This window comes from Rouxiella sp. WC2420 (assembly GCF_041200025.1).
Taxonomy (GTDB): domain Bacteria; phylum Pseudomonadota; class Gammaproteobacteria; order Enterobacterales; family Enterobacteriaceae; genus Rouxiella.
This window is the reverse complement of record NZ_CP165628.1, coordinates 4,353,299-4,372,294: the sequence shown is the minus strand read 5'-3', so window position 1 is coordinate 4,372,294 and position 18,996 is coordinate 4,353,299. Positions and strand designations below refer to the sequence as shown.

At 51.0% G+C, this 18,996-nt stretch carries 18 protein-coding genes; 8 read left to right on the top strand and 10 right to left on the bottom strand.

The genetic code is table 11. The features are described 5' to 3' along the window. Positions 1–110 precede the first annotated feature (110 nt). Together AB3G37_RS20285 and AB3G37_RS20280 are read right to left on the bottom strand one after the other, a co-directional pair. The gene (locus tag AB3G37_RS20285; RefSeq protein ID WP_369788920.1) at positions 111–824 is read right to left on the bottom strand and encodes a response regulator; all 714 of its coding nucleotides are present in this window, start codon (positions 822–824) and stop codon (positions 111–113) included. After that, positions 817–2,475, bottom strand: a complete 1,659-nt coding sequence (locus AB3G37_RS20280; protein ID WP_369788919.1) for an ATP-binding protein — start codon at positions 2,473–2,475, stop codon at positions 817–819. The genes AB3G37_RS20285 and AB3G37_RS20280 overlap by 8 nt, the downstream gene beginning before the upstream one ends. 205 nt (positions 2,476–2,680) lie before the next feature. Here AB3G37_RS20280 and AB3G37_RS20275 point away from each other — a divergent pair, with 205 nt between their 5' ends. Beyond that, positions 2,681–4,072: a 2-hydroxycarboxylate transporter family protein gene (locus AB3G37_RS20275; protein ID WP_369788918.1), complete on the top strand. Its 1,392-nt coding sequence runs from the start codon at positions 2,681–2,683 to the stop codon at positions 4,070–4,072. 74 nt (positions 4,073–4,146) lie between these two features. Here the strand turns inward: AB3G37_RS20275 and nrdF are convergent, their stop codons facing one another. The 5 genes from nrdF to AB3G37_RS20250 all read right to left on the bottom strand — a co-directional run bounded on the left by nrdF (position 4,147) and on the right by AB3G37_RS20250 (position 8,710). Beyond that, positions 4,147–5,130: a class 1b ribonucleoside-diphosphate reductase subunit beta gene (nrdF, locus tag AB3G37_RS20270; protein WP_009636956.1), complete on the bottom strand. Its 984-nt coding sequence runs from the start codon at positions 5,128–5,130 to the stop codon at positions 4,147–4,149. Positions 5,131–5,156: 26 nt separating this feature from the next. Further along, positions 5,157–7,307, bottom strand: coding sequence for a class 1b ribonucleoside-diphosphate reductase subunit alpha (nrdE, locus tag AB3G37_RS20265; protein WP_369788917.1), 2,151 nt, complete (start codon positions 7,305–7,307; stop codon positions 5,157–5,159). Continuing rightward, the gene (gene nrdI / locus AB3G37_RS20260) at positions 7,289–7,693 is read right to left on the bottom strand and encodes a class Ib ribonucleoside-diphosphate reductase assembly flavoprotein NrdI (RefSeq protein WP_009636958.1); all 405 of its coding nucleotides are present in this window, start codon (positions 7,691–7,693) and stop codon (positions 7,289–7,291) included. The genes nrdE and nrdI overlap by 19 nt, the downstream gene beginning before the upstream one ends. 7 nt (positions 7,694–7,700) lie before the next feature. Beyond that, entirely contained in the window at positions 7,701–7,940 is a 240-nt protein-coding gene (nrdH, locus tag AB3G37_RS20255) for a glutaredoxin-like protein NrdH (protein ID WP_017491423.1), read from the bottom strand. Positions 7,941–8,398: 458 nt separating this feature from the next. Continuing rightward, a complete protein-coding gene (locus AB3G37_RS20250; protein WP_009636960.1) occupies positions 8,399–8,710 on the bottom strand; it encodes a DUF883 family protein in 312 nt (103 codons plus the stop codon). 358 nt (positions 8,711–9,068) lie between these two features. Between AB3G37_RS20250 and AB3G37_RS20245 the strand changes: the two genes are divergently transcribed. Continuing rightward, a complete protein-coding gene (locus AB3G37_RS20245; protein WP_009636961.1) occupies positions 9,069–10,265 on the top strand; it encodes an MFS transporter in 1,197 nt (398 codons plus the stop codon). 141 nt (positions 10,266–10,406) lie between these two features. After that, positions 10,407–10,742, top strand: a complete 336-nt coding sequence (locus tag AB3G37_RS20240) for a DUF2002 family protein (RefSeq protein ID WP_009636962.1) — start codon at positions 10,407–10,409, stop codon at positions 10,740–10,742. Between the two features lie 67 nt (positions 10,743–10,809). Here AB3G37_RS20240 and AB3G37_RS20235 read toward each other — a convergent pair whose 3' ends face one another. Continuing rightward, entirely contained in the window at positions 10,810–11,253 is a 444-nt protein-coding gene (locus AB3G37_RS20235) for a DUF1198 domain-containing protein (protein ID WP_009636963.1), read from the bottom strand. 147 nt (positions 11,254–11,400) lie between these two features. On the opposite strand from AB3G37_RS20235, the gene AB3G37_RS20230 reads away from it, so the two are divergent. Both AB3G37_RS20230 and AB3G37_RS20225 read left to right on the top strand, forming a co-directional pair. Further along, positions 11,401–11,928, top strand: coding sequence for a class IV adenylate cyclase (locus AB3G37_RS20230; protein WP_369788916.1), 528 nt, complete (start codon positions 11,401–11,403; stop codon positions 11,926–11,928). Positions 11,929–11,981: 53 nt separating this feature from the next. Further along, positions 11,982–12,866 carry a PhzF family phenazine biosynthesis protein gene (locus AB3G37_RS20225; RefSeq protein WP_369788915.1) on the top strand — a complete coding sequence of 295 codons (885 nt, stop codon included), beginning with the start codon at positions 11,982–11,984 and terminating at the stop codon, positions 12,864–12,866. A gap of 1 nt (position 12,867) precedes the next feature. On the opposite strand, the gene AB3G37_RS20220 is transcribed toward AB3G37_RS20225, so the two are convergent. Both AB3G37_RS20220 and AB3G37_RS20215 read right to left on the bottom strand, forming a co-directional pair. Then, on the bottom strand, positions 12,868–14,145 hold the full coding sequence (locus AB3G37_RS20220; protein ID WP_369788914.1) for a lysine N(6)-hydroxylase/L-ornithine N(5)-oxygenase family protein: 1,278 nt from the start codon (positions 14,143–14,145) through the stop codon (positions 12,868–12,870). A gap of 66 nt (positions 14,146–14,211) precedes the next feature. Next, the gene (locus AB3G37_RS20215; protein WP_009636967.1) at positions 14,212–15,066 is read right to left on the bottom strand and encodes a LysR family transcriptional regulator; all 855 of its coding nucleotides are present in this window, start codon (positions 15,064–15,066) and stop codon (positions 14,212–14,214) included. Between the two features lie 188 nt (positions 15,067–15,254). Here AB3G37_RS20215 and AB3G37_RS20210 point away from each other — a divergent pair, with 188 nt between their 5' ends. From AB3G37_RS20210 to AB3G37_RS20200, 3 genes are all read left to right on the top strand, one after another. Then, the gene (locus AB3G37_RS20210; RefSeq protein ID WP_369788913.1) at positions 15,255–16,442 is read left to right on the top strand and encodes a M20 family metallopeptidase; all 1,188 of its coding nucleotides are present in this window, start codon (positions 15,255–15,257) and stop codon (positions 16,440–16,442) included. Between the two features lie 62 nt (positions 16,443–16,504). Beyond that, positions 16,505–17,302: a transporter substrate-binding domain-containing protein gene (locus AB3G37_RS20205; protein ID WP_369791003.1), complete on the top strand. Its 798-nt coding sequence runs from the start codon at positions 16,505–16,507 to the stop codon at positions 17,300–17,302. Then, positions 17,302–18,996 carry a M28 family peptidase gene (locus AB3G37_RS20200; protein WP_369788912.1) on the top strand — a complete coding sequence of 565 codons (1,695 nt, stop codon included), beginning with the start codon at positions 17,302–17,304 and terminating at the stop codon, positions 18,994–18,996. The genes AB3G37_RS20205 and AB3G37_RS20200 overlap by 1 nt, the downstream gene beginning before the upstream one ends.

The window sequence follows — 18,996 nt, the reverse complement described above, 5'->3', positions numbered from 1 at the left end:
TTTAACACTAAAATAATCATTATCAATGAAGATGTGACAGTGGGGAATTGAGCTGTGAGTAGGTGAAAAATAGCCAGTTGGCAAGGTGCCGCGAGCGGAAAAATACGCCGCTATTCGGCGGCGTTTTTCGATGGATTAGCTTTGCGATACAGGCGGCGTGGATGGCCAATATTTCCGTACTGCATCTCGACCATAATGAAGGCGCTTTCGACGCAATATTCCAGATAACGGCGGCCGGTAGTTTTGCTGATCCCGACCTGCTCCACCACCTGATCCACGGACCAGTTACGCTCGGGGTGGTTAATAAAAACCTGCTTTACCAGCTCCAGCGTATTCGGCTCTATTCCCTTGGCTAACGGAGCTTCCGGCTGTTCACTGCCCGGCAGATTAAACAGTTTGTCGAGACTCTGCTGGTCGATGGTTTTTACGTGGCGCAGCGTTTGGGCAAGTTGTAAAAACCGAGTCAAAGAACTTTGTAACCGTTGGAAGGAAACGGGTTTGATAATGTAGTCAAAAGCCCCGGCGCGCATCGCCTGGCTGCAGGTGCTCATATCGCTGGCGGCGGTAATGAAAATCACTGAGCAATCGATGCTCTTGAGCAACGAAGAGTTGATAAGCTCGATGCCCTGGCCGTCAGGCAGAAAATTATCCAACAACACCAGCCGAGGTTGGTACGCCTCCAGCAGTTTTTTCGCCTGTGACAAAGTTGGGGCAATACCCACCACGCGCAGGTTAAAATTTTGCTCGATAAATTCGCGGTGTAACTGCGCAAGATGACTTTCATCTTCGACGATCAGCACGTCCATCGCGATGGGATTATTCATTTACAGACTCCAGGGTGTTCTGGGACGATGACGCTGACTGATAGGGAATAAACACAGAGAACACCGCGCCCGTAGGGCGGTTATCGGATATTTCTATCATCCCCTGCGCCTGACGGACATAACTCGCTACCACATAAAGGCCGATGCCATGTTCGCTGCCAGTGTGCTCAGAATGGCGGACAGGCTTGCTGCTGACGCCTTGCTCAAACAGCTGCGGGCGTATTTCAGCGTCGATCCCCGCGCCGCAATCGGCAACCTCAATAATCAGCTGGTCGCTGGTCTGGGTCAAATACAGTTCCACCGGCGCGTGCGGCGCATCAAGTTTCAGCGTTGCTTCCACTGCGTTATCCAGCAAATTACCGACAATCGACATCAACTCGTTTTCGCCCAATCTTTCAGGTAGATGGGTCAACTGGCAGGCGGGATCAAAGCTTAGCTCGATGCCTTTCTCGCGTGCGCTGACGTATTTGCCAAGCAGCAAACCGCACAGCGCCGGGGAATGAAAACGCCCGGAAACAAAATCCAGCACCGCCTGTGCGCCCGCCGACTGCGCCTGAATATATTCCAGCGCCTCGTCGTAACGCTGCATTTGCAACATTCCGGCCAGCGTCGCGGTCCAGTTAAGCTGTTCGTGACGCATTATACGAAGATTGTCGGCATAGCGTGTCACCTGGCTGAGCTGGCTGCTGAGAGTGTTGATATCATTTTTATCGCGAAAGCTATACACCCAGCCGTGCAATGACGGAGCAGGCAGTTCAATAGGCACGCGGTTGACAATCACCTGTCGCTGATTGAACTGCGCGATTTCATCGTGATGTTCGTGCTGCACGTTGTCAGAATTGAAAAAATCATCATGAGTTACAATGACGTGATTAATCTGCTGGCCGATAAGCTGCTGCTCCGGCTGAGTCAGCCCTAGCAACTCGCGCGCGGCGCGGTTGATGGTTAAAATCTTCAGCCGATCGTCAATGGCGATCACCCCTTCATAAATCGCCTCCATCAGCGCTTTTTGCTGCCGCACCAGCAGTGCGATTTCACGCGGCTCAAGCCAGAACATCTGCTTCTTGAGATTTTTACTGAACAGCCAGGAAAAGCCGAATAGCGCCAGCAGCAGCAAGACGCCAAACAACAGTGCCTGCGCCAGCTGGTCCAGCGTGATGTCATTAATATAAGAGGTGAGGTAGCCGACGGAAACAATACCGATCACTTTGCCGCTGGTGTCTAGTATCGGCGCCTTGCTGCGTAGAGAAACGCCAATCCCGCCCTTTCGCTCGGAAATAATGGTTTTACCGGCGAGTACCTCGGCGTTATCGCCACCGATCATCGGATGATCAACGCTTTGCGGCTGGCTCGAGTGGTAAAGGTGAATTTCGTGGCTGTCGCCAATGACGATATAGCTGGCATCGCTATGATGGCTGAGCGGGTTGATTAGCCGGGCGATTGCGGCGGTGTCGCGGGTCGCGACCAACGGCGGCAGGTCGGGGATTAGTGCGATTTCACTGGCCTGAACTTTGGCGCGATTGCCCAAATCATGGTGCAGCTGCCTGTCGACGATGTGATAAACCAGGCCGCCCAATACGGCTAGAAGCAGACAGGAAAAGGCCACCAGGCAGAGGAATAATTTTATCTGGAAGCTAAGTTTTCTCTTCATTCATCTGACCTGATTTTTTCCATGGTTATTACCTATTTTTACTAAAAAACGCTAAAAATTATACGATTATTAACATTAACTCCATAAAAACCATTACAACCTTTAACACTGCGGTTTTAATTTGAATGCTGTCACAGCTCGGCGGCCCCTCGATTCATATCCTCTATCTCTATCAAGACCTACAACAAAAAAAGAGGACGAGGCTATGAGCACAACCGATGATTCCTACATTGTCGTAAAAGAGAAAGATCCTGCGGCAAAGGAGCTCGCTGCTGCCCGTCAAATCGCCGCTAAAACCGCCATGCGTGATAAATGGTGGCGCGTCTTGGACAACTACAAAGTCGGCATTATCCCGCTGCCGTTCTTTATTTTGGCCGGAGTATTGATTCTGCTGGACTGCCTCGGCGGCAAACTGCCCAGCGACATCGTGGTGATGGTGGCAACGTTGGCGTTCTTCGGATTTGCCTGCGGTGAGTTTGGTAAACGACTGCCGCTGCTCGGCAAACTCGGCGCGGCGGCGATTTGCGCCACTTTTATTCCTTCTGCCATGGTGCATTACGGCCTGCTGCCTGACGTTGTTGTCGAATCAACGACCAAGTTCTACAAGTCGACCAACATCCTTTACCTTTATATCTGCTGCATTATCGTCGGCAGCATCATGAGCATGAACCGACAGGCGCTAATCCAGGGTTTCCTGCGAATTTTCGTTCCGATGCTGTGTGGTGAAATTGTCGGCATGCTGGTGGGAATGGGCGTAGGCATGGCGTTGGGTCTGCCGCCGTTTCAGATTTTCTTCTTCCTGATCTTGCCGATCATGGCTGGTGGCGTTGGTGAAGGCGCGATCCCACTGTCGATGGGTTACGCGGCTATCCTGCACATGGAACAGGGCGTGGCATTGGGCAAGATCCTGCCGATCGTGATGCTGGGTGGGCTAACGGCGATAGTACTGGCGGGTATCCTTAACCAGTTAGGCAAACGCTTCCCGCATTTGACCGGTGAAGGCTCTTTGATGCCGGCTAAAAAGGGCGCGATTGCCAACGGTAACGATGAGTTTGAAGGAACGCCGGGTGTGAATGCTTTGGCCTGTGGCGCGCTGCTGGCGATCCTGCTTTATATGGTCGGCATGCTTGGGCAACGACTCATTGGCCTGCCTGCTCCGGTTGGGATGTTGTTCGCCGCAGTAGCGGTCAAGCTGGTGCACGGCGTCTCTCCGACTATTCAGCACGGTTCAATGGCGGTGTATAAATTCTTCCGTACCGCAGTGACTTATCCGATCCTGTTTGCCGTCGGTGTGGCGATCACGCCGTGGCAGGAGTTGATGGACGCCTTTACTATTCAGAATTTGGTCGTGATCGTCTCGACAGTTTGCGCGCTGGTAGGGACTGGCTTTATTGTCGGCAAGAAAATTGGCATGCATCCTATCGACGTGGCGATTGTCTCCTGCTGCCAGAGCGGGCAGGGTGGAACCGGTGATGTTGCTATTCTGACCTCGGGTAACCGCATGACTTTGATGCCGTTTGCGCAAATTGCGACGCGCATTGGCGGGGCAATCAACGTTTCGGTCGGGCTATTGGTGCTGGCGAAATTCTTCTCCTGATCCTGACTTTAGGCAATAAAAAAACCGCCGCTCTGTGTTAATAGGGCGGCGGTTTTTTTTAAGGCGAGGAATAGTTAGAAATCCCAGTCATCGTCTTCAGTATTAACCGCTTTACCGATCACGTAAGAAGAACCAGAACCAGAGAAAAAGTCGTGGTTTTCGTCGGCGTTTGGCGACAATGCCGACAAGATAGCAGGGTTTACCTCTGCCATGCTGGCCGGGAACAGCGCTTCATAACCGAGATTCATCAGCGCCTTGTTGGCATTGTAATGCAGGAACTTTTTAACGTCTTCGCTCCAGCCTACGCCGTCATACAGCTCTTCGGTATAACGAATTTCGTTGTCGTACAAATCCTGAATCAGATCAAATGCCTGCTCTTTAACCTGGCGCTGGCGCTCCGGGCTTTCCAGCTTCAAAGCCTGCTGGAATTTATAGCCGATGTAGTAACCGTGCACCGCTTCGTCGCGAATGATCAGGCGGATAAGGTCAGCGGTATTCGTCAGCTTGGCGCGGCTTGACCAATACATTGGCAGATAGAAGCCAGAATAGAACAGGAACGATTCTAAAAACACGCTGGCGACTTTCTTCATCAGCGGATCTTCGCCGTTGTAATAAGAAAGCACGATTGCTGCCTTGTTCTGCAACGCAACGTTTTCCTCACTCCAGCGGTAAGCATCATCGACGTCCGTCGTCATGCACAGCGTCGAGAAGATTGAGCTGTAAGAGCGGGCGTGAACGGCTTCCATAAAACAGATATTCGAATATACCGCTTCTTCATGTGGCGTCACGGCGTCTTTCATCAGCGTCGGTGCGCCGATAATGTTCTGCACCGTGTCCAGCAGCGTCAGGCCGGTAAACACGCGAATGGTCAGCTGCTTCTCTTTGGCACTCAGCGTGGCCCAGGAAGGGATGTCATTGGATAGCGGCACCTTTTCCGGCAGCCAGAAGTTAGAGGTCAGACGGTTCCAGACCTCTAAATCTTTATCGTCCTGAATTTTGTTCCAGTTAATGGCTTTGCTGATTGGCTGTGCCGGCAGCAGTTGTTTAACCGAGCTCATGCGATTTCCTTAAATTGTCTCTTGAGTTACAGCGTGCACGAAACACAGCCCTGAACTTCGGTGCCTTCCAGCGCCATCTGACGCAGGCGGATGTAGTAAATAGTCTTGATGCCTTTACGCCAGGCGTAGATCTGCGCCTTGTTGATATCGCGAGTGGTGGCGGTATCACGGAAAAACAGCGTCAGCGACAGGCCCTGATCCACGTGCTGCGTGGCCTCGGCGTAGGTATCGATGATCTTCTCGGGGCCAATCTCGTAGGCGTCCTGGTAATACTCAAGATTGTCGTTATCCATAAACGCTGCCGGATAATAAACGCGGCCGATTTTACCTTCTTTACGGATTTCCACGCGCGAAACTATCGGGTGAATGCTTGAAGTCGAGTTATTGATGTACGAGATAGAACCGGTTGGCGGCACTGCCTGTAGATTCTGATTGTACAGCCCGTGCGCCATCACCGATTCTTTCAACGCGGTCCATTCCGCCACGCCAGGGATCGGAATGCCAGCCTGCTCGAACAGCTCACTTACGCGCTCGGTTTTTGGATGCCAGATATCCTGCAAATATTTATCGAAATACGCGCCGCTGGCATAAGTCGAATCTTCAAAACCTTTAAATGCCTTGCTGCGTTCGATAGCCAGCAGGTTTGAGGCGCGTACCGCATGGTAAACCACGGTATAAAAATAGATGTTGGTGAAATCCAGACCCGCTTCAGAACCGTAATAGATATGTTCGCGTGCCAGATAGCCGTGCAGGTTCATCTGACCCAGACCAATAGCGTGCGAGTCATTGTTGCCTTGTTCGACTGACGGTACTGAACGAATATTGCTCATATCAGAAACGGCGGTCAGCGCGCGGATTGCCATCTCGACCGACATGCCGAGATCCGGTGAATCCATTGCGGCGGCAATATTCAGCGAACCGAGGTTGCAGGAAATATCCTTGCCCACTTGCTGATAAGACAAATCTTCGCCGTAAACCGTCGCCGAGTTGACCTGCAAAATCTCCGAACACAGGTTACTCATGTTAATACGGCCCTTGATCGGGTTAGCCCGATTGACCGTATCTTCAAACATCATATAAGGATAGCCAGATTCAAACTGAATCTCGGCCAACACCTGGAAGAACTCACGGGCGTTGATTTTGGTTTTATGGATGCGCTTGTCGTTGACCATCTCGCGGTACTTCTCGCTGATGCTTATCTCCGACATCGGTTTGCCATAGACTTTCTCGACGTGGTAAGGCGAGAACAGATACATGTCTTCGTTATTTTTCGCCAGCTCAAAGGTGATGTCTGGAATAACTACGCCCAATGACAGCGTCTTGATGCGGATCTTTTCGTCGGCGTTTTCGCGTTTGGTATCCAGAAAACGCAAAATATCCGGGTGGTGCGCGTTTAGATAAACCGCGCCCGCGCCCTGACGAGCACCTAGCTGATTCGCGTAGGAAAAGGCATCTTCCAGCATTTTCATAATCGGGATCACGCCCGAAGACTGGTTTTCGATACGTTTGATTGGCGCGCCGACTTCGCGAATGTTGGTCAGCATAAAGGCGACACCCCCACCTCGCTTGGACAGCTGCAGGGCTGAGTTCACCGAACGGCCAATCGACTCCATATTGTCTTCAATACGCAACAGGAAGCACGAGACCAGCTCGCCGCGCTGTTTTTTACCACAGTTAAGGAAGGTCGGAGTCGCAGGCTGGAAGCGGCCACTGATGATTTCGTCTACCAGATGGCTAGCGAGCTTGATATCACCTTGCGCCAACGTCATTGCCACCAGGCAGACGCGGTCTTCATAACGTTCGAGATAGCGCTTGCCGTCAAAGGTCTTCAACGTGTAGCTGGTGTAATACTTGAATGCGCCCAGGAAAGTCTGGAAGCGGAATTTTTTGGCGTAAGCCTGTTTGAACAAATTTTTGGTCGACTCAAAATCGTATTGGTCGAGCACGGCGGCGTCGTAATAGCCTTCTTCCACCAGATAACGCAGCTTCTCCGCAAGGTTATGGAAGAAAACAGTATTTTGGTTTACATGCTGCAAGAAGTACTGTCGCGCGGCCAGTTTGTCTTTATCAAACTGAATTTTTCCATCGGCATCGAACAGATTTAACATCGCGTTAAGCGCATGATAGTCCGGTGTGCCGACACCCGGATCGGTGATTGCTAGTTCTGTCGCTGCCAAAATTCAGTTACTCCCTGTTTGACCTTTGCAACGTCTTCCGGTGTGCCCAGCAATTCAAAGCGATAAAGGTATGGGACCTTACACTTCTGCGAGACGATTTCACCGGCAATGCAGTACGCTGCGCCGAAATTAGTGTTACCGGCGGCAATGACGCCGCGGATGAGTGAACGATTATGTTCATCGTTGAGGAAGTGGATCACCTGTCTTGGGACCGCCCCGGTGGCTGTTCCGCCGCCGTAGCTGGGAACCAGCAATATGTAGGGGCAATCCATCCGAAGCTTTTCGCCTTGTGCTGCTATCGGTATTCTGACGGCCGGCAAACCGAGTTTGCCGACAAAGCGATGGGTGTTTTCCGACTTGCTCGAAAAGTACACCAGGCTGTTCATTGCTGCCTCAGTGTGTTTCTTGCAGCTGGCGCAGTGCAGTAATTTTGTCTGGACGGAAACCTGACCAGTGATCGTCACCGGCGACAATTACAGGAACCTGCTGATAACCCAGCGCCCGAACCTGGCCCAATGCTTGCGCGTCCTGCGTCAGATCGACAACTTGATAATCGATGCCATGTTTGTCCATAGCGCGGTAAGTGGCGTTGCATTGCACGCAGTCTGGTTTGCTGTAAATGATTATGCTCATGATTCGCATTTACCTTTAGGGTAAGATGACTGAATTGTTTACGGCTCGTGTTCTGCGTGTTATGCAGGAGATCAGCCGTAAGATGAGTATCGCAGGGTTATCCGCTGTCGATGGGTTGAATACTAGATGTAGTGCCATAACTTTTCAAGTCGCCTAGATATAGGTATTTCCAATGACTGATTATCATTTGGGCGTAATGGGCCGCGAGGCCGCGTAGAATCTGGCTTAGCTTTTTTTCGATTTTTTAAAGAATTTTTGTAAAGGCGAGGTTGGTTGAATTTTGGACAAAATTCTTTGAAAAATAAAAAACTTGGCACGAAAAAATATTTTGAATAAAAAAACGCCCCAACGTGGCGTTAATCACATTGGGGCGTTTATCAGGAATTTTAACTGTCTTGCTGCTGGCTTTTAAGGCCAGTTAGCGGGTTTAATGCGCTAAAAAATCTGTGCCTGATGGGTTATTTACGCCCCAGCAGAATACCTACGACCAAACCTACGGCAGCACCAACACCCACACCGTGCCATGGATTTTCTTTCACATAATCTGTTGCCTGGTTGGCTGCATCACGTGCGTGCTGCGTCAAATTGGTGTTGCCGGTAAACCGAGCGCGAGCGTCGCGTAAAATGCCTTCTGCCTTGCCGCGAATTTTTTCAATTTCTTCTTTGGATTTTAAATTGCCTGATTTCAGCACTTCATCCAGAGTATCGGCCAGCAAAGAAATGTCCTCATCGGCATCACGTTCGATTTTATCTGTCTTTTTATTAAACATTAAGCTCTCCTTGTTTGAACATTTGGGGACATTTTTTCAATGAGCAATTAATATTTTCTTCACTCAGTGACGTCCTTCTAAAAGCATAGCCCAATATCCCGCTCTGTGACCGATATCACGTGTGATCGCGCATTATCTGCGCAATATGAAGTGGAAAATCATTTCTTTTAGCGATTGGTTAGTGTGATTTTCTTCAGAGCTGGCGCGGATTGTTGGCGCGATGATCGGATTTGTCTGCAAAAACAGCGCCAGTGTGACAAATGATGACATTTTTATAGCGTATTTTTAATTTGCAGCGCGGGAAAACCTGTTTATGCTGTGAACTCCTCAAAACTGTGATCTATATCCAGGCTAGTCCATGTCACCCACTAAGTTTCAAACTAATTTACAGTTGAATAAACGCATACTGTCGATAGTTATTTTTACTTTCGTTTGCTATTTAAGCATCGGTTTACCTTTGGCGGTTTTGCCAGGATTTGTCCACGGCAAACTCGGATACAACTCCGTTCTCGCAGGCCTGATTATCAGCGTGCAGTATTTCGCCACGCTTGCCAGCCGTCCCCACGCCGGTCGATTTGCCGATAATATCGGCCCCAAAAAAGTCGTTATTTTTGGATTGGCCTGCTGTGGCATAAGCGGGCTGATGTACGTTTTGGCCGACCTTAGTGACTCTTCATCGCTGCTTAGCCTGATATTACTCTGTGTTGGCCGCGTATTTCTCGGGGTTGGTGAAAGCTTTGCCGCCACCGGAACCATTCTGTGGGGCATTGGCGCAACCAATCCTATTCACACTGGTCGCGTCATTTCGTGGAACGGTGTTGCTACTTACGGTGCCATGGCGGTGGGGGCGCCTCTGGGAGTTATGCTAAACGTGCATTTCGGTTTAATGGGCGTGGCTGTGACCATTCTGATTATTGCCGCGCTGGCTATCGCTTTGGCGACCTCGAAAGAGGCGATTACTGTGGTAACCGGCAAACGGATCGCCTTCCGCGCCGTGGTGGGTAAAATATGGATGCACGGGCTGGGGCTGGGCTTCGGAACCATCGGTTTTGGCGTGATTGCGACCTTTATCACGCTCTATTACGCCGACAAAGGCTGGGCTGGCGCCGCCTTTACGTTGACCCTGTTTAGCCTGGGATTTGTAGGTATGCGCCTGATTTTTGGCAGCAATATCGCGCGCTTTGGCGGCTTGAAAGTGTCTATCGTTTCGTTTGCGATTGAGATTGTTGGTTTGCTGATGATTTGGCAGGGGCACAGCCCGCTCAGCGTGGAAATTGGCGCGTTCCTGACCGGTTCTGGCTTCTCGCTTATCTTCCCTGCTTTGGGGGTCGAAGCGGTTAAGCAGGTTCCACAGCAGAATCAGGGTACTGCGCTTGGCACCTATTCGGCGTTTCTGGATCTCGGCCTTGGCCTTACAGGCCCGATCGCCGGTCTGGTCATTTCGCATTTCGGTACGCCGTCGATTTATCTGGCCGCCTCTTTTATGGTGCTGCTGGCAATGATGATCACCATCAAAATGCTGCGCAACGAAAAACTGCAACAACAAAATCCATAACCCCTGCATTCCCGGCAGATTGAGATCTTGCCGGGAAAAGCTTAGATAAATCCTAAATTCCCCAGATTTGGACGTAAATGCATTGTTTGGCAGAGTTATTGCGGTAAGGTCGCCTTGCGGTTTTGAGAGCGAGGAAAAACTATGTATTTACGGCCCGATGAAGTGGCAAGAGTGTTGGAAACATCTGGATTTGAGCGCGATTTCGTTGATGACAAAGCCTATGGCTATCGTCGCGGCGAGCATTACGTCTATGTTAATCGTGAAGCGCGGTTTGGTCGCACGGCGTTGGTGATTCACCCTGCCATGAAAGAACGCAGTGAGCGTTTCGCAGAGCCGACGGCATCTTTTCGTAGCAGTCAGGTTTACACCCAGTTCCCTTTGGATTTGGAAAGCGAAACTGCTGCATATTATGGCATTTGCCACGGTTTCAGTTCACGCCAGTTGCTGACTAACTATTTGGATAATGTATTCAGATAATAGTCTTCTGTGCCTTCCCCCATTTTCGGGGGAAGCCAGTCATAGGCAATTCGTCAGCGCGAAGGAATTACGACACCAGATGCAGTTGGTTAAAGGTATCGTTATAACTGCGGCGAAACTGGGCCAGCTCGAAAGGTTCGATATCCAATTCGGAGAAATAAAATAACGCCAGCTCGGCGTGTTCGCTGGTCAAAACTGGATTCAGGTGCGCGCGCACCAGCACATTGCGCCAGGTTAAAATATTCTCGTCTGATGCATCTTTAATAAATGTCTGATAAATAAAAACGATATAGGCAGCCTTACGGATCTCCTCCGCATAGCCTCCGCTAATCGAGCGGATAAACATCGCACTTTGGCGTTTCCCCATTTCCAACAGCATTGACTCAATGTAAACCGGCTTGATTTTCAACAGGCTGGCAAGCGAATCGTTCGCCTTTCTGGTGTCCGCCGTCATAAACCAATAGCCAATGACAAAAACGACAACCAGTGCAGCAATCATAATCCATATCATTATTGACTCGGGCCTCCGGCCTTGGTGCGTAATGGCAAAGAGTTTATAGGGTTACTGAGCTTTATCAACTGCAAATAATTGTTGAAACTAATAGCATCATATTGCAGTAATAGACTAAAAATCCCTTTGCTGTTTATGGAGTTTGTGATGGCTCGCAATGTTGAAATCAAAGCACGGATTGATGATTTTTCTGCCCTGTATGCAAAAATAGCCCTTCTGGCAGACGGCGTGCCTGACCTTATTGATCAAGATGATACCTTCTTTGTTTGCCCCCATGGACGACTTAAGTTGCGCAAGCTGGCGGCGGATCGCGGAGAGCTGATTTTTTATAAGCGTGATGATAAGGCCGGTCCGAAAACCAGTTTCTATTCTATTTCTGAAACCCAGGATCCCGACGGGCTGCGCGAAACTTTGACACTCGCCTATGGCAGCGCCGGAAGGGTAATCAAGCAGCGCACGCTATTTATGGTGGGGCAAACTCGCCTGCATCTGGACCGCGTCAAAGATCTGGGGGATTTTCTGGAGTTTGAAGTCGTGCTGGAGGAACATGAGACAGAGGCGCAGGGTATTGCTATTGCAGAAGAATTATTAGAATGCCTTGAAATCCAGCGCCAGGAACTGGTCGATCAAGCATATGTTGATTTGCTCAGGCAGCAGCATCATTCGTCTACGTAATTTAGTTTTATTGACGTAATTTCATTTTCCCATTTTTTCTAAAAGGCAAGTTTATGTCAGTTAAACGCCGTTTTAAGCAGGTCGATGTTTTTACTGCTCAACCATTGAAAGGTAACCCTCTGGCGGTAGTTCTTGATGCAACAGGGATGAGCGATGAGCAAATGGCGGCTTTTGCCCGCTGGACCAATTTGTCTGAAACGACGTTTGTTTTACCCGCCACCGAGGCGAACGCCGATTACTGGGTGCGAATTTTCACGCCGGGCGGAGAATTGCCTTTTGCCGGGCACCCTACGCTGGGTACGGCACACGCACTGCTTGAGTCTGGTTTGCTGCCAAAAACGGCGGGCCAGCTGATTCAGCAATGTGGCGTGGGGCTGGTGAAAGTAAAATTGCTGTCCGAAGGAGGACTGGCGTTTGCCGCGCCGGATGCCACCATCAACGTTTTAAAAAACGAGCATTATCCGTTGCTTGACGACGCGATACACCATGCGGCTCGTGCGGCAGACAGCGAGGCTTTTGTCGTTGATATGGGTATCCGTTGGCTAGTGGTGAGAATTAACAGCGCTGAAGAATGTTTGCAGGTTAAAGCCAACAGTGCGGCGCTGGCAGAGCTTCAAGAGCAGGCCGGAGTCAATGGACTGGCAATTTACGGCCCGCACCCGCAGGGAGCTGAATTGGACTATGAAGTCAGGGCATTGCTGGTTGAACAATCGCAGCTGGTGGAAGATCCCGTGACGGGCAGCGCCAATGCTTGTCTGGCCCGCGTGCTGTCACAGCAAAATTTCCCGGACGGTGGGTCAACGTCCAGTCAGTATCGCGTTCGCCAAGGTACGGTGTTGCAACGCGATGGCCGGGTGTTCGTTAACTATGACTGTCAGGACCAGCCGTGGATTGGCGGTGAAACGCGTACCTTGATCGACGGCTCGCTGAATATTTAATTCATTTCCCCGGCCACCACTGCACCAGCGACTGGCAAGGGGTTATGTCATAGTACGGCTTGCCGAGCAGGTGATTGACGATTTTTGCCGATCGCCAAGCGGTTAGAGTCAGTTGCCCCTCGGCACTGCCGTGGCTGTGAATTCCGGCATTAACCGCGTAAATTCGATTACACTCCGGGCCATGCCAGCGCAGGTTAAAATTCGCCTCCAGCGGCAGGTGCTTCTCGTTATCATAGGGAATGCGGTCGAGCAGTGGTTCCAGATATTTCGGCAATGCGGGGCGATAGCCGGTAGCTAAAATCACAATATCGGCCTCAAAATGCTCATCGCACTGACTTAATCCGTGAAGTGCCTCGAGGGTAAAGCGACTTTCGCCAATGCGGGTAATATTTTTCAGCGTGCGATGCGGCAACAGAGAAACGTTTCTCGGTTCCTGCAACACGTCAAACTTGTGGTAAAGATGGTGATAAATTTTTTCCAGCGTGTGATAGCTAATGCCGTCAGACGGCAGTTTCTGCGTTTTAATTTCGCGCTCCCGCACTTCAACCGGCAGGGTATAAAAATAGTTAACGTATTCTGGGGTGAAGTATTCGTTGGTGAAAATTGATTCATCCAGCGGCTGGAAGTTGGGGCGGCGCGATAACCAGCTCAGCTGCGCCGGTTGGCCCCAATGCCCGTCCAGCGTGTTAAGCATAATATCGGCACCGCTTTGTCCACCGCCGACAATCATCACCCGCTTGCCGGTAAAATCCGGCTCCAGCAGCTCAATTTCAGCAGCGTGGAAACAGTTTTTCCCTACCGCAGAACGTGCAGACAGCGGCGTCCACGGCGCGTGACCTGAGCCAAGGCAGATATGTCGCGACTGATATTCACCTTTGGCGGTCTGTACGCGAAAAAACTGCTGGCGATCGTCAAAGTCAATCTGTTCAACCGGCTGCGAAAAGTGCAGATTCGGCATCTTTTCACAGGCCCAGCGCAAATAGTCTGAAAACTCATCGCGGCTGATAATTAGCTGTTCGGTGGCTAAAAAACGATAAATCTTCTTCCGCTCCACCAGATAATTGATGAATGAAAACTCACTGCGCGGTGCAACGGTGGTAACCAGATCCTGCAAAACGTAGGTCTGCATTGTCGCGGTGGGTAACAACATGCCGGGATGCCAGCCAAATTCATGATGGGTATCAAAAAAAGTGCTTTGAATCAGGCCCGTCTCCTTCGCCAGAGCCGCGAGACTGAGGTTAAAAGGGCCAATCCCGACACCAATAAGATCAAGAGTCATATCCGTTGCTCGATGATTAAGATGACTTAAGCATAGACGATAGAAAACGGATTTCTTGGTGATTGTTTAAAGCTGATGCCCTTTGAGAATGTGCATAAAAGACTGCATCACCGGCGAAGTTTGCAGATTATGTCGATAAAGTAGCAGGGTGCGATTTTTAATGTTTTGCCCGTCAAGAGTAATGGGGCGGCGATAGAGGCTTTCCGGCAGCGGCAGATAGCTCGAAATGATCGCGTAACCCAGCCCGTGAGTCACCATGCCCAGGCACACTTCGAGTTTATCGACAGTCATGGCGATATTCGGCGTCTGCGAGAAATGAGCGTTCCACCAGCGCTCCAATAATTGGGTAACGTGCTGGCCATGAATAATGCGGATCTGCGGCAAATGCGGCAGAAGTGCAAAATCAAAATCGTGCTGACTAATCAGCAGGTAATCGTCTTCATCAATTAATTCTTTGCCTTCTTTCCAGCTGTAATCATCTTTCACGATGGCGAAGTCAATTTCCCCGCGTTGCAATAAAGTAAAAATTTCCTCGCTGAGCCCGCTCATCAGATTAATGCGTATTCCCGGATGAAGCTGACGAAAACGATTTAACAGCGGCGGCAGACGATAAGCCGCGTAATTACTGGATACCCCAATCGATATCTCGCCCTGCTGGGCATGATCCAGACTGTGCAGATTTTCTTTCAGCTGCTGTAAGTCGCGTAAAACTTTTTGGGCGTGCTGGGCCAAATATTCGCCCTGAGCACTGAACACCAGTCCTTTCTGATTTTCATCAAACAGCTTTACCGCCAGCTTGCGCTCAATTTGTTTGAGTCGATAACTCAGGGCCGGCTGGGAAGTGTAAAGCTGCTCTGCTGCGCGAGTGATATTTTTATGTTGATAGACGCTGTGAATAATCAGCCAATCTTTTTCATTCATGATCTATTGCCACCGCCAGTCAGTACCATAAAAGAATTTTTGCATGAAACGCCGCGCAGATAAAAACACTTAATTGGACGTTGACGTGAAAATCTCCTATTTGTGGAGGTACTAGCAAATAACTACCTAATTAATTGAGAGATAACTCGCAGTTTAAGGGTTTATCTGCACCAGCTCAGGGAAAAATCATGTCTGAATGCACCAAGATAGATCAAAAGAATAAAATTATTTATAGCGTCGACCAATTAGCACCAGCAATGAAAGCACTGGCGCTGAATATTCATGCCAATCCCGAGCTAAGTTTTGAAGAGGTCAGATCGGCAGCCGCACTAATAGCTCCGCTGCGTGAAGCGGGTTTTGAGATTGAAGAACAGCTCGGTGACATGCCGACCGCTTTTCGCGCTACCTTCGACAGCGGAAAACCAGGGCCAACTATTGCGCTGCTCGCCGAGTATGACGCGCTGGTGGATCTTGGCCATGCCTGCGGCCATAACCTGATTGGCACGGCTTCAATCACCGCTGCCTTGGCGCTGAAAAACGGCTATGCGGATTTAACCGGGCGTATTGAAGTGATTGGCACTCCGGCAGAAGAAGAGGGCGGCGGCAAAATTATCCTGGCGAACAAAGGGTTTTTTGACCATCACGACGCGGTAATGATGTTCCATCCGCGTGATAAAACTATGGTGATCCGCGGCGGTCTGGCCTGCGTCGATGCAGTGTTGAAATTTTACGGCAAGGCAGCGCATGCCGCTTCGGCCCCGCAAAATGGCATTAGTGCGCTGGATGCCGTAATCCATACCTTTGTCGGCATCAACGCGCTGCGCCAATTTTTTACCGACGACGTGCGCGTCCACGGCATTATCACCAACGGCGGCAGCGCCACCAACATCGTGCCTGCCTACGCCGAAGCCAAATTCTTGCTGCGCGCCAATACGGTGAAAGGCTTGGGCGTGGTACGCGATAAGGTCTTTGCTGCGGCACAGGGCACGGCTGATATGAGCGGAGCGCGATTAGAGATTGAAGAAGGTCTGACTTACGCCGAACGCAACAACAACCTGACGCTGGCTGAGTTCTTCAAGCAGAATCTCGAAATTCTCGGCGTTGAAGTTGTGCCACCGCCACGCAGCGGCGGCATCGGTTCCTCCGATATTGGCAACGTCAGCCAAATCACCGCCGCTATCCATCCTTATCTGCGCATCGGCGATGTCATGCCACACACCCCAGAATTTGCCGCCGCTGCCGGTTCCGAAGCCGGATTAGAAGCGATGCTCAATGCTGCCAAGGCGCTGGCAATGACCGCGGTAGACTTGATTGCAAGCCCGGACATGCTCGCCGCGGTGCGCCAGGAATTCCTAAGCTGGAAAGCGCAGAACTAATTGCTTCATTCAGAGTGATATAAAACCAAAAACGACAAGATGGGAAAACAATAATGAAAACGATGCTGAAAAATTCTTTGCTCCTGACTGTGCTGGGCCTCGCCATCACCAGCGGTGCAGCCCATGCGGCGGGCGAAACCCTGCGCGTTGCGGCTGATTTAAGCTATCCACCTTTCCAGTTTCGCGATACTCAGGGCACGCCAAGCGGCTATGAGATTGACGTCACCAATGCGATTTGCAAAGAGATGCAGGTTAAATGTGATTACGTGGTGACGAGTTTTGACGCCGAAATCCCGTCGCTGATTGCCAAAAAAGTCGATTTTATCTCACCGCAGGGTGCGACAGAAAAACGCCGAAAAGTCATCGACTTCAGCGATTTCGTTTACCACATTCCAACCAAACTGGTCGTGCATAAAGGCAGTCCGCTGCTGCCGACGGCTGAATCACTGAAAGGCAAACGTGTTGCGGTACAACAAGGATCGATTCAGGAAATGTATGCAAACGCCTATTGGCTGCCGAAAGGTGTGGACGTGGTGGCCTATGCCGATCAGGACACCATTTATCAGGATCTGATTGCCGGTCGACTGGATGCGGCGCTCAGCCCGGCGGTAGCCGTGACTTACGGCTTCCTCAATAAACCAGAAGGCAAAGATTTCACCCTGACTGGCCCTGAGGTGCGCGACGACAAACTCTTCAGCATCGGTTCCTCTTTTGGCCTGCGCAAAGGCGACGAAAAAACCAAGGCATTGCTCGATCAGGGTCTGGCGAAGATTATCGCTGACGGCACCTGGGACAAGATCCGCATTAAATACTTTGGCGATTTAGATATCGCGGTACATCAGGCTGCGGTAAGCAAATAATGACTTTTGCCCCCCCACGGCACGATCAATTGATGCCGGTTATGAATGAGTTATTACTGGCATACTCAAAGCTGCACAGATTATCTGGCAGCGAAGACGCCGAGCAGGCGGCAGGTTTGTTGGTCGAGATGCTGCGCGAGCACGGGCTGGAGGCGGATTTGGAATCTTGCCCTCTGTTGCTGAGTGATCCGCTGGAAGGCAGCCTGTTGCTGCCGGACTTCCCTGAGTGGCAGGTTAGGGCGAAAACACGTTCTTTTTCCGCGCACTGTCCGCAGGGCGTTAAAGCCCCTTTGTACTATGACAATGCTTCAACACAGACGCGCAGTGACCTGGAATGGCAACAGTGGTCGCAGCAGGTGCGTGGCAAGATTGTGATTGCCGATCAAGGCTTTGAGGACTATGTGCAACGTCTTGATGCTGCTCGGGCTGTGGGACTTATTCACCTTTGGGGCTCGGCTGAAACCGCGCTGCATGAAGAAACCGTTGGACCGATTTGGGGCACTCCGACGCCAGATGATCAGCAGCGCTATCCGCGATTGCCAGTGATTTCTATCAATCAGCGCGACGGCCAACGGCTGTTAAATCTTTACCACGGCGAGCAGCGGATTGAGGCACAAATGCGCACGGTACTCAACCGCCACGTCCGCCCCTGTAGTTTGCCGATAGTCGAGATTGGCGGGCAAACGCCAGAATTTGTACTGTTGTCATCGCATTATGATTCCTGGCATGAAGGAGTGACCGATAATGCCACCGGCAACGCGCTGTGTCTGGCGATGGCGCTGCATTTTCAACAGCAGGCAGGCACTTTGCGACGCGGGCTGCGTATCGCCTGGTGGCCCGGGCATTCCAACGCCCGCTACGGCGGTTCGACCTGGTATGCCGACAATTATCGTCAGCAGCTCGGCAAACATTGTGTTGCGCATATCAACGTTGATTCGCCGGGCTGCCTTGATGCGGTTCAGGTGGTGATTAATGCCAGCGGTGCCGAGTCCAACGATTTCCTCAATCAGGCAGTGGCAGCGGTTACCGGAAAACCTGCGCTGCGCATCACGCCGTTGGGCAAGGGCGGCGATCAGTCATTCTGGGGCAGCGGCGTGCCAATGCATTTTGCCTTGCGCGAGGTGCCACTTGAGAAGACCAGCGATTCGCCGGGCAGCGGAGGCGGCTGGTGGTGGCATACTGAGGAAGATAGTTACGATAAGCTCGATCTGAATATTCTGTGGCGCGACTGCCAGATCCACGTGCATTGGCTGGATCGGCTGCTGCATCAGCCAGATTTGCCGCTGGCGGCTGGTGACTATCTGGAATCGATGCTGGCGGCTTTAGAGCAGCTTCAGGATCGATTGGATCCGCAATTCAGCCTTAAGCCAATTAAACAACGGCTACTGAATTTATGTGAGCCGATAACGGCGTTAAATCGGCGAGCAGCGGCAGAACCCGCCAGCTGGCAACCGTTGCTTACCAATATTGTGGCGGATTTTCATCGGTTGCGTTACAGCTCCACTGACGATTTTCACTATGATTTAAGCTATCGCGGCGGCGCTTTTCCTGGTTTTCAGGAGCTTGCGGCGGATTTGCAGCAGACTTCAGCGGAAAGCCGCCTGATGATGATCACCCAATATCGACGTCAGCGGGATAGAGCAATAGCCCTGTTACAGCAGATTGGCGACGCGCTCCATCGCGCAGGTCTTTGA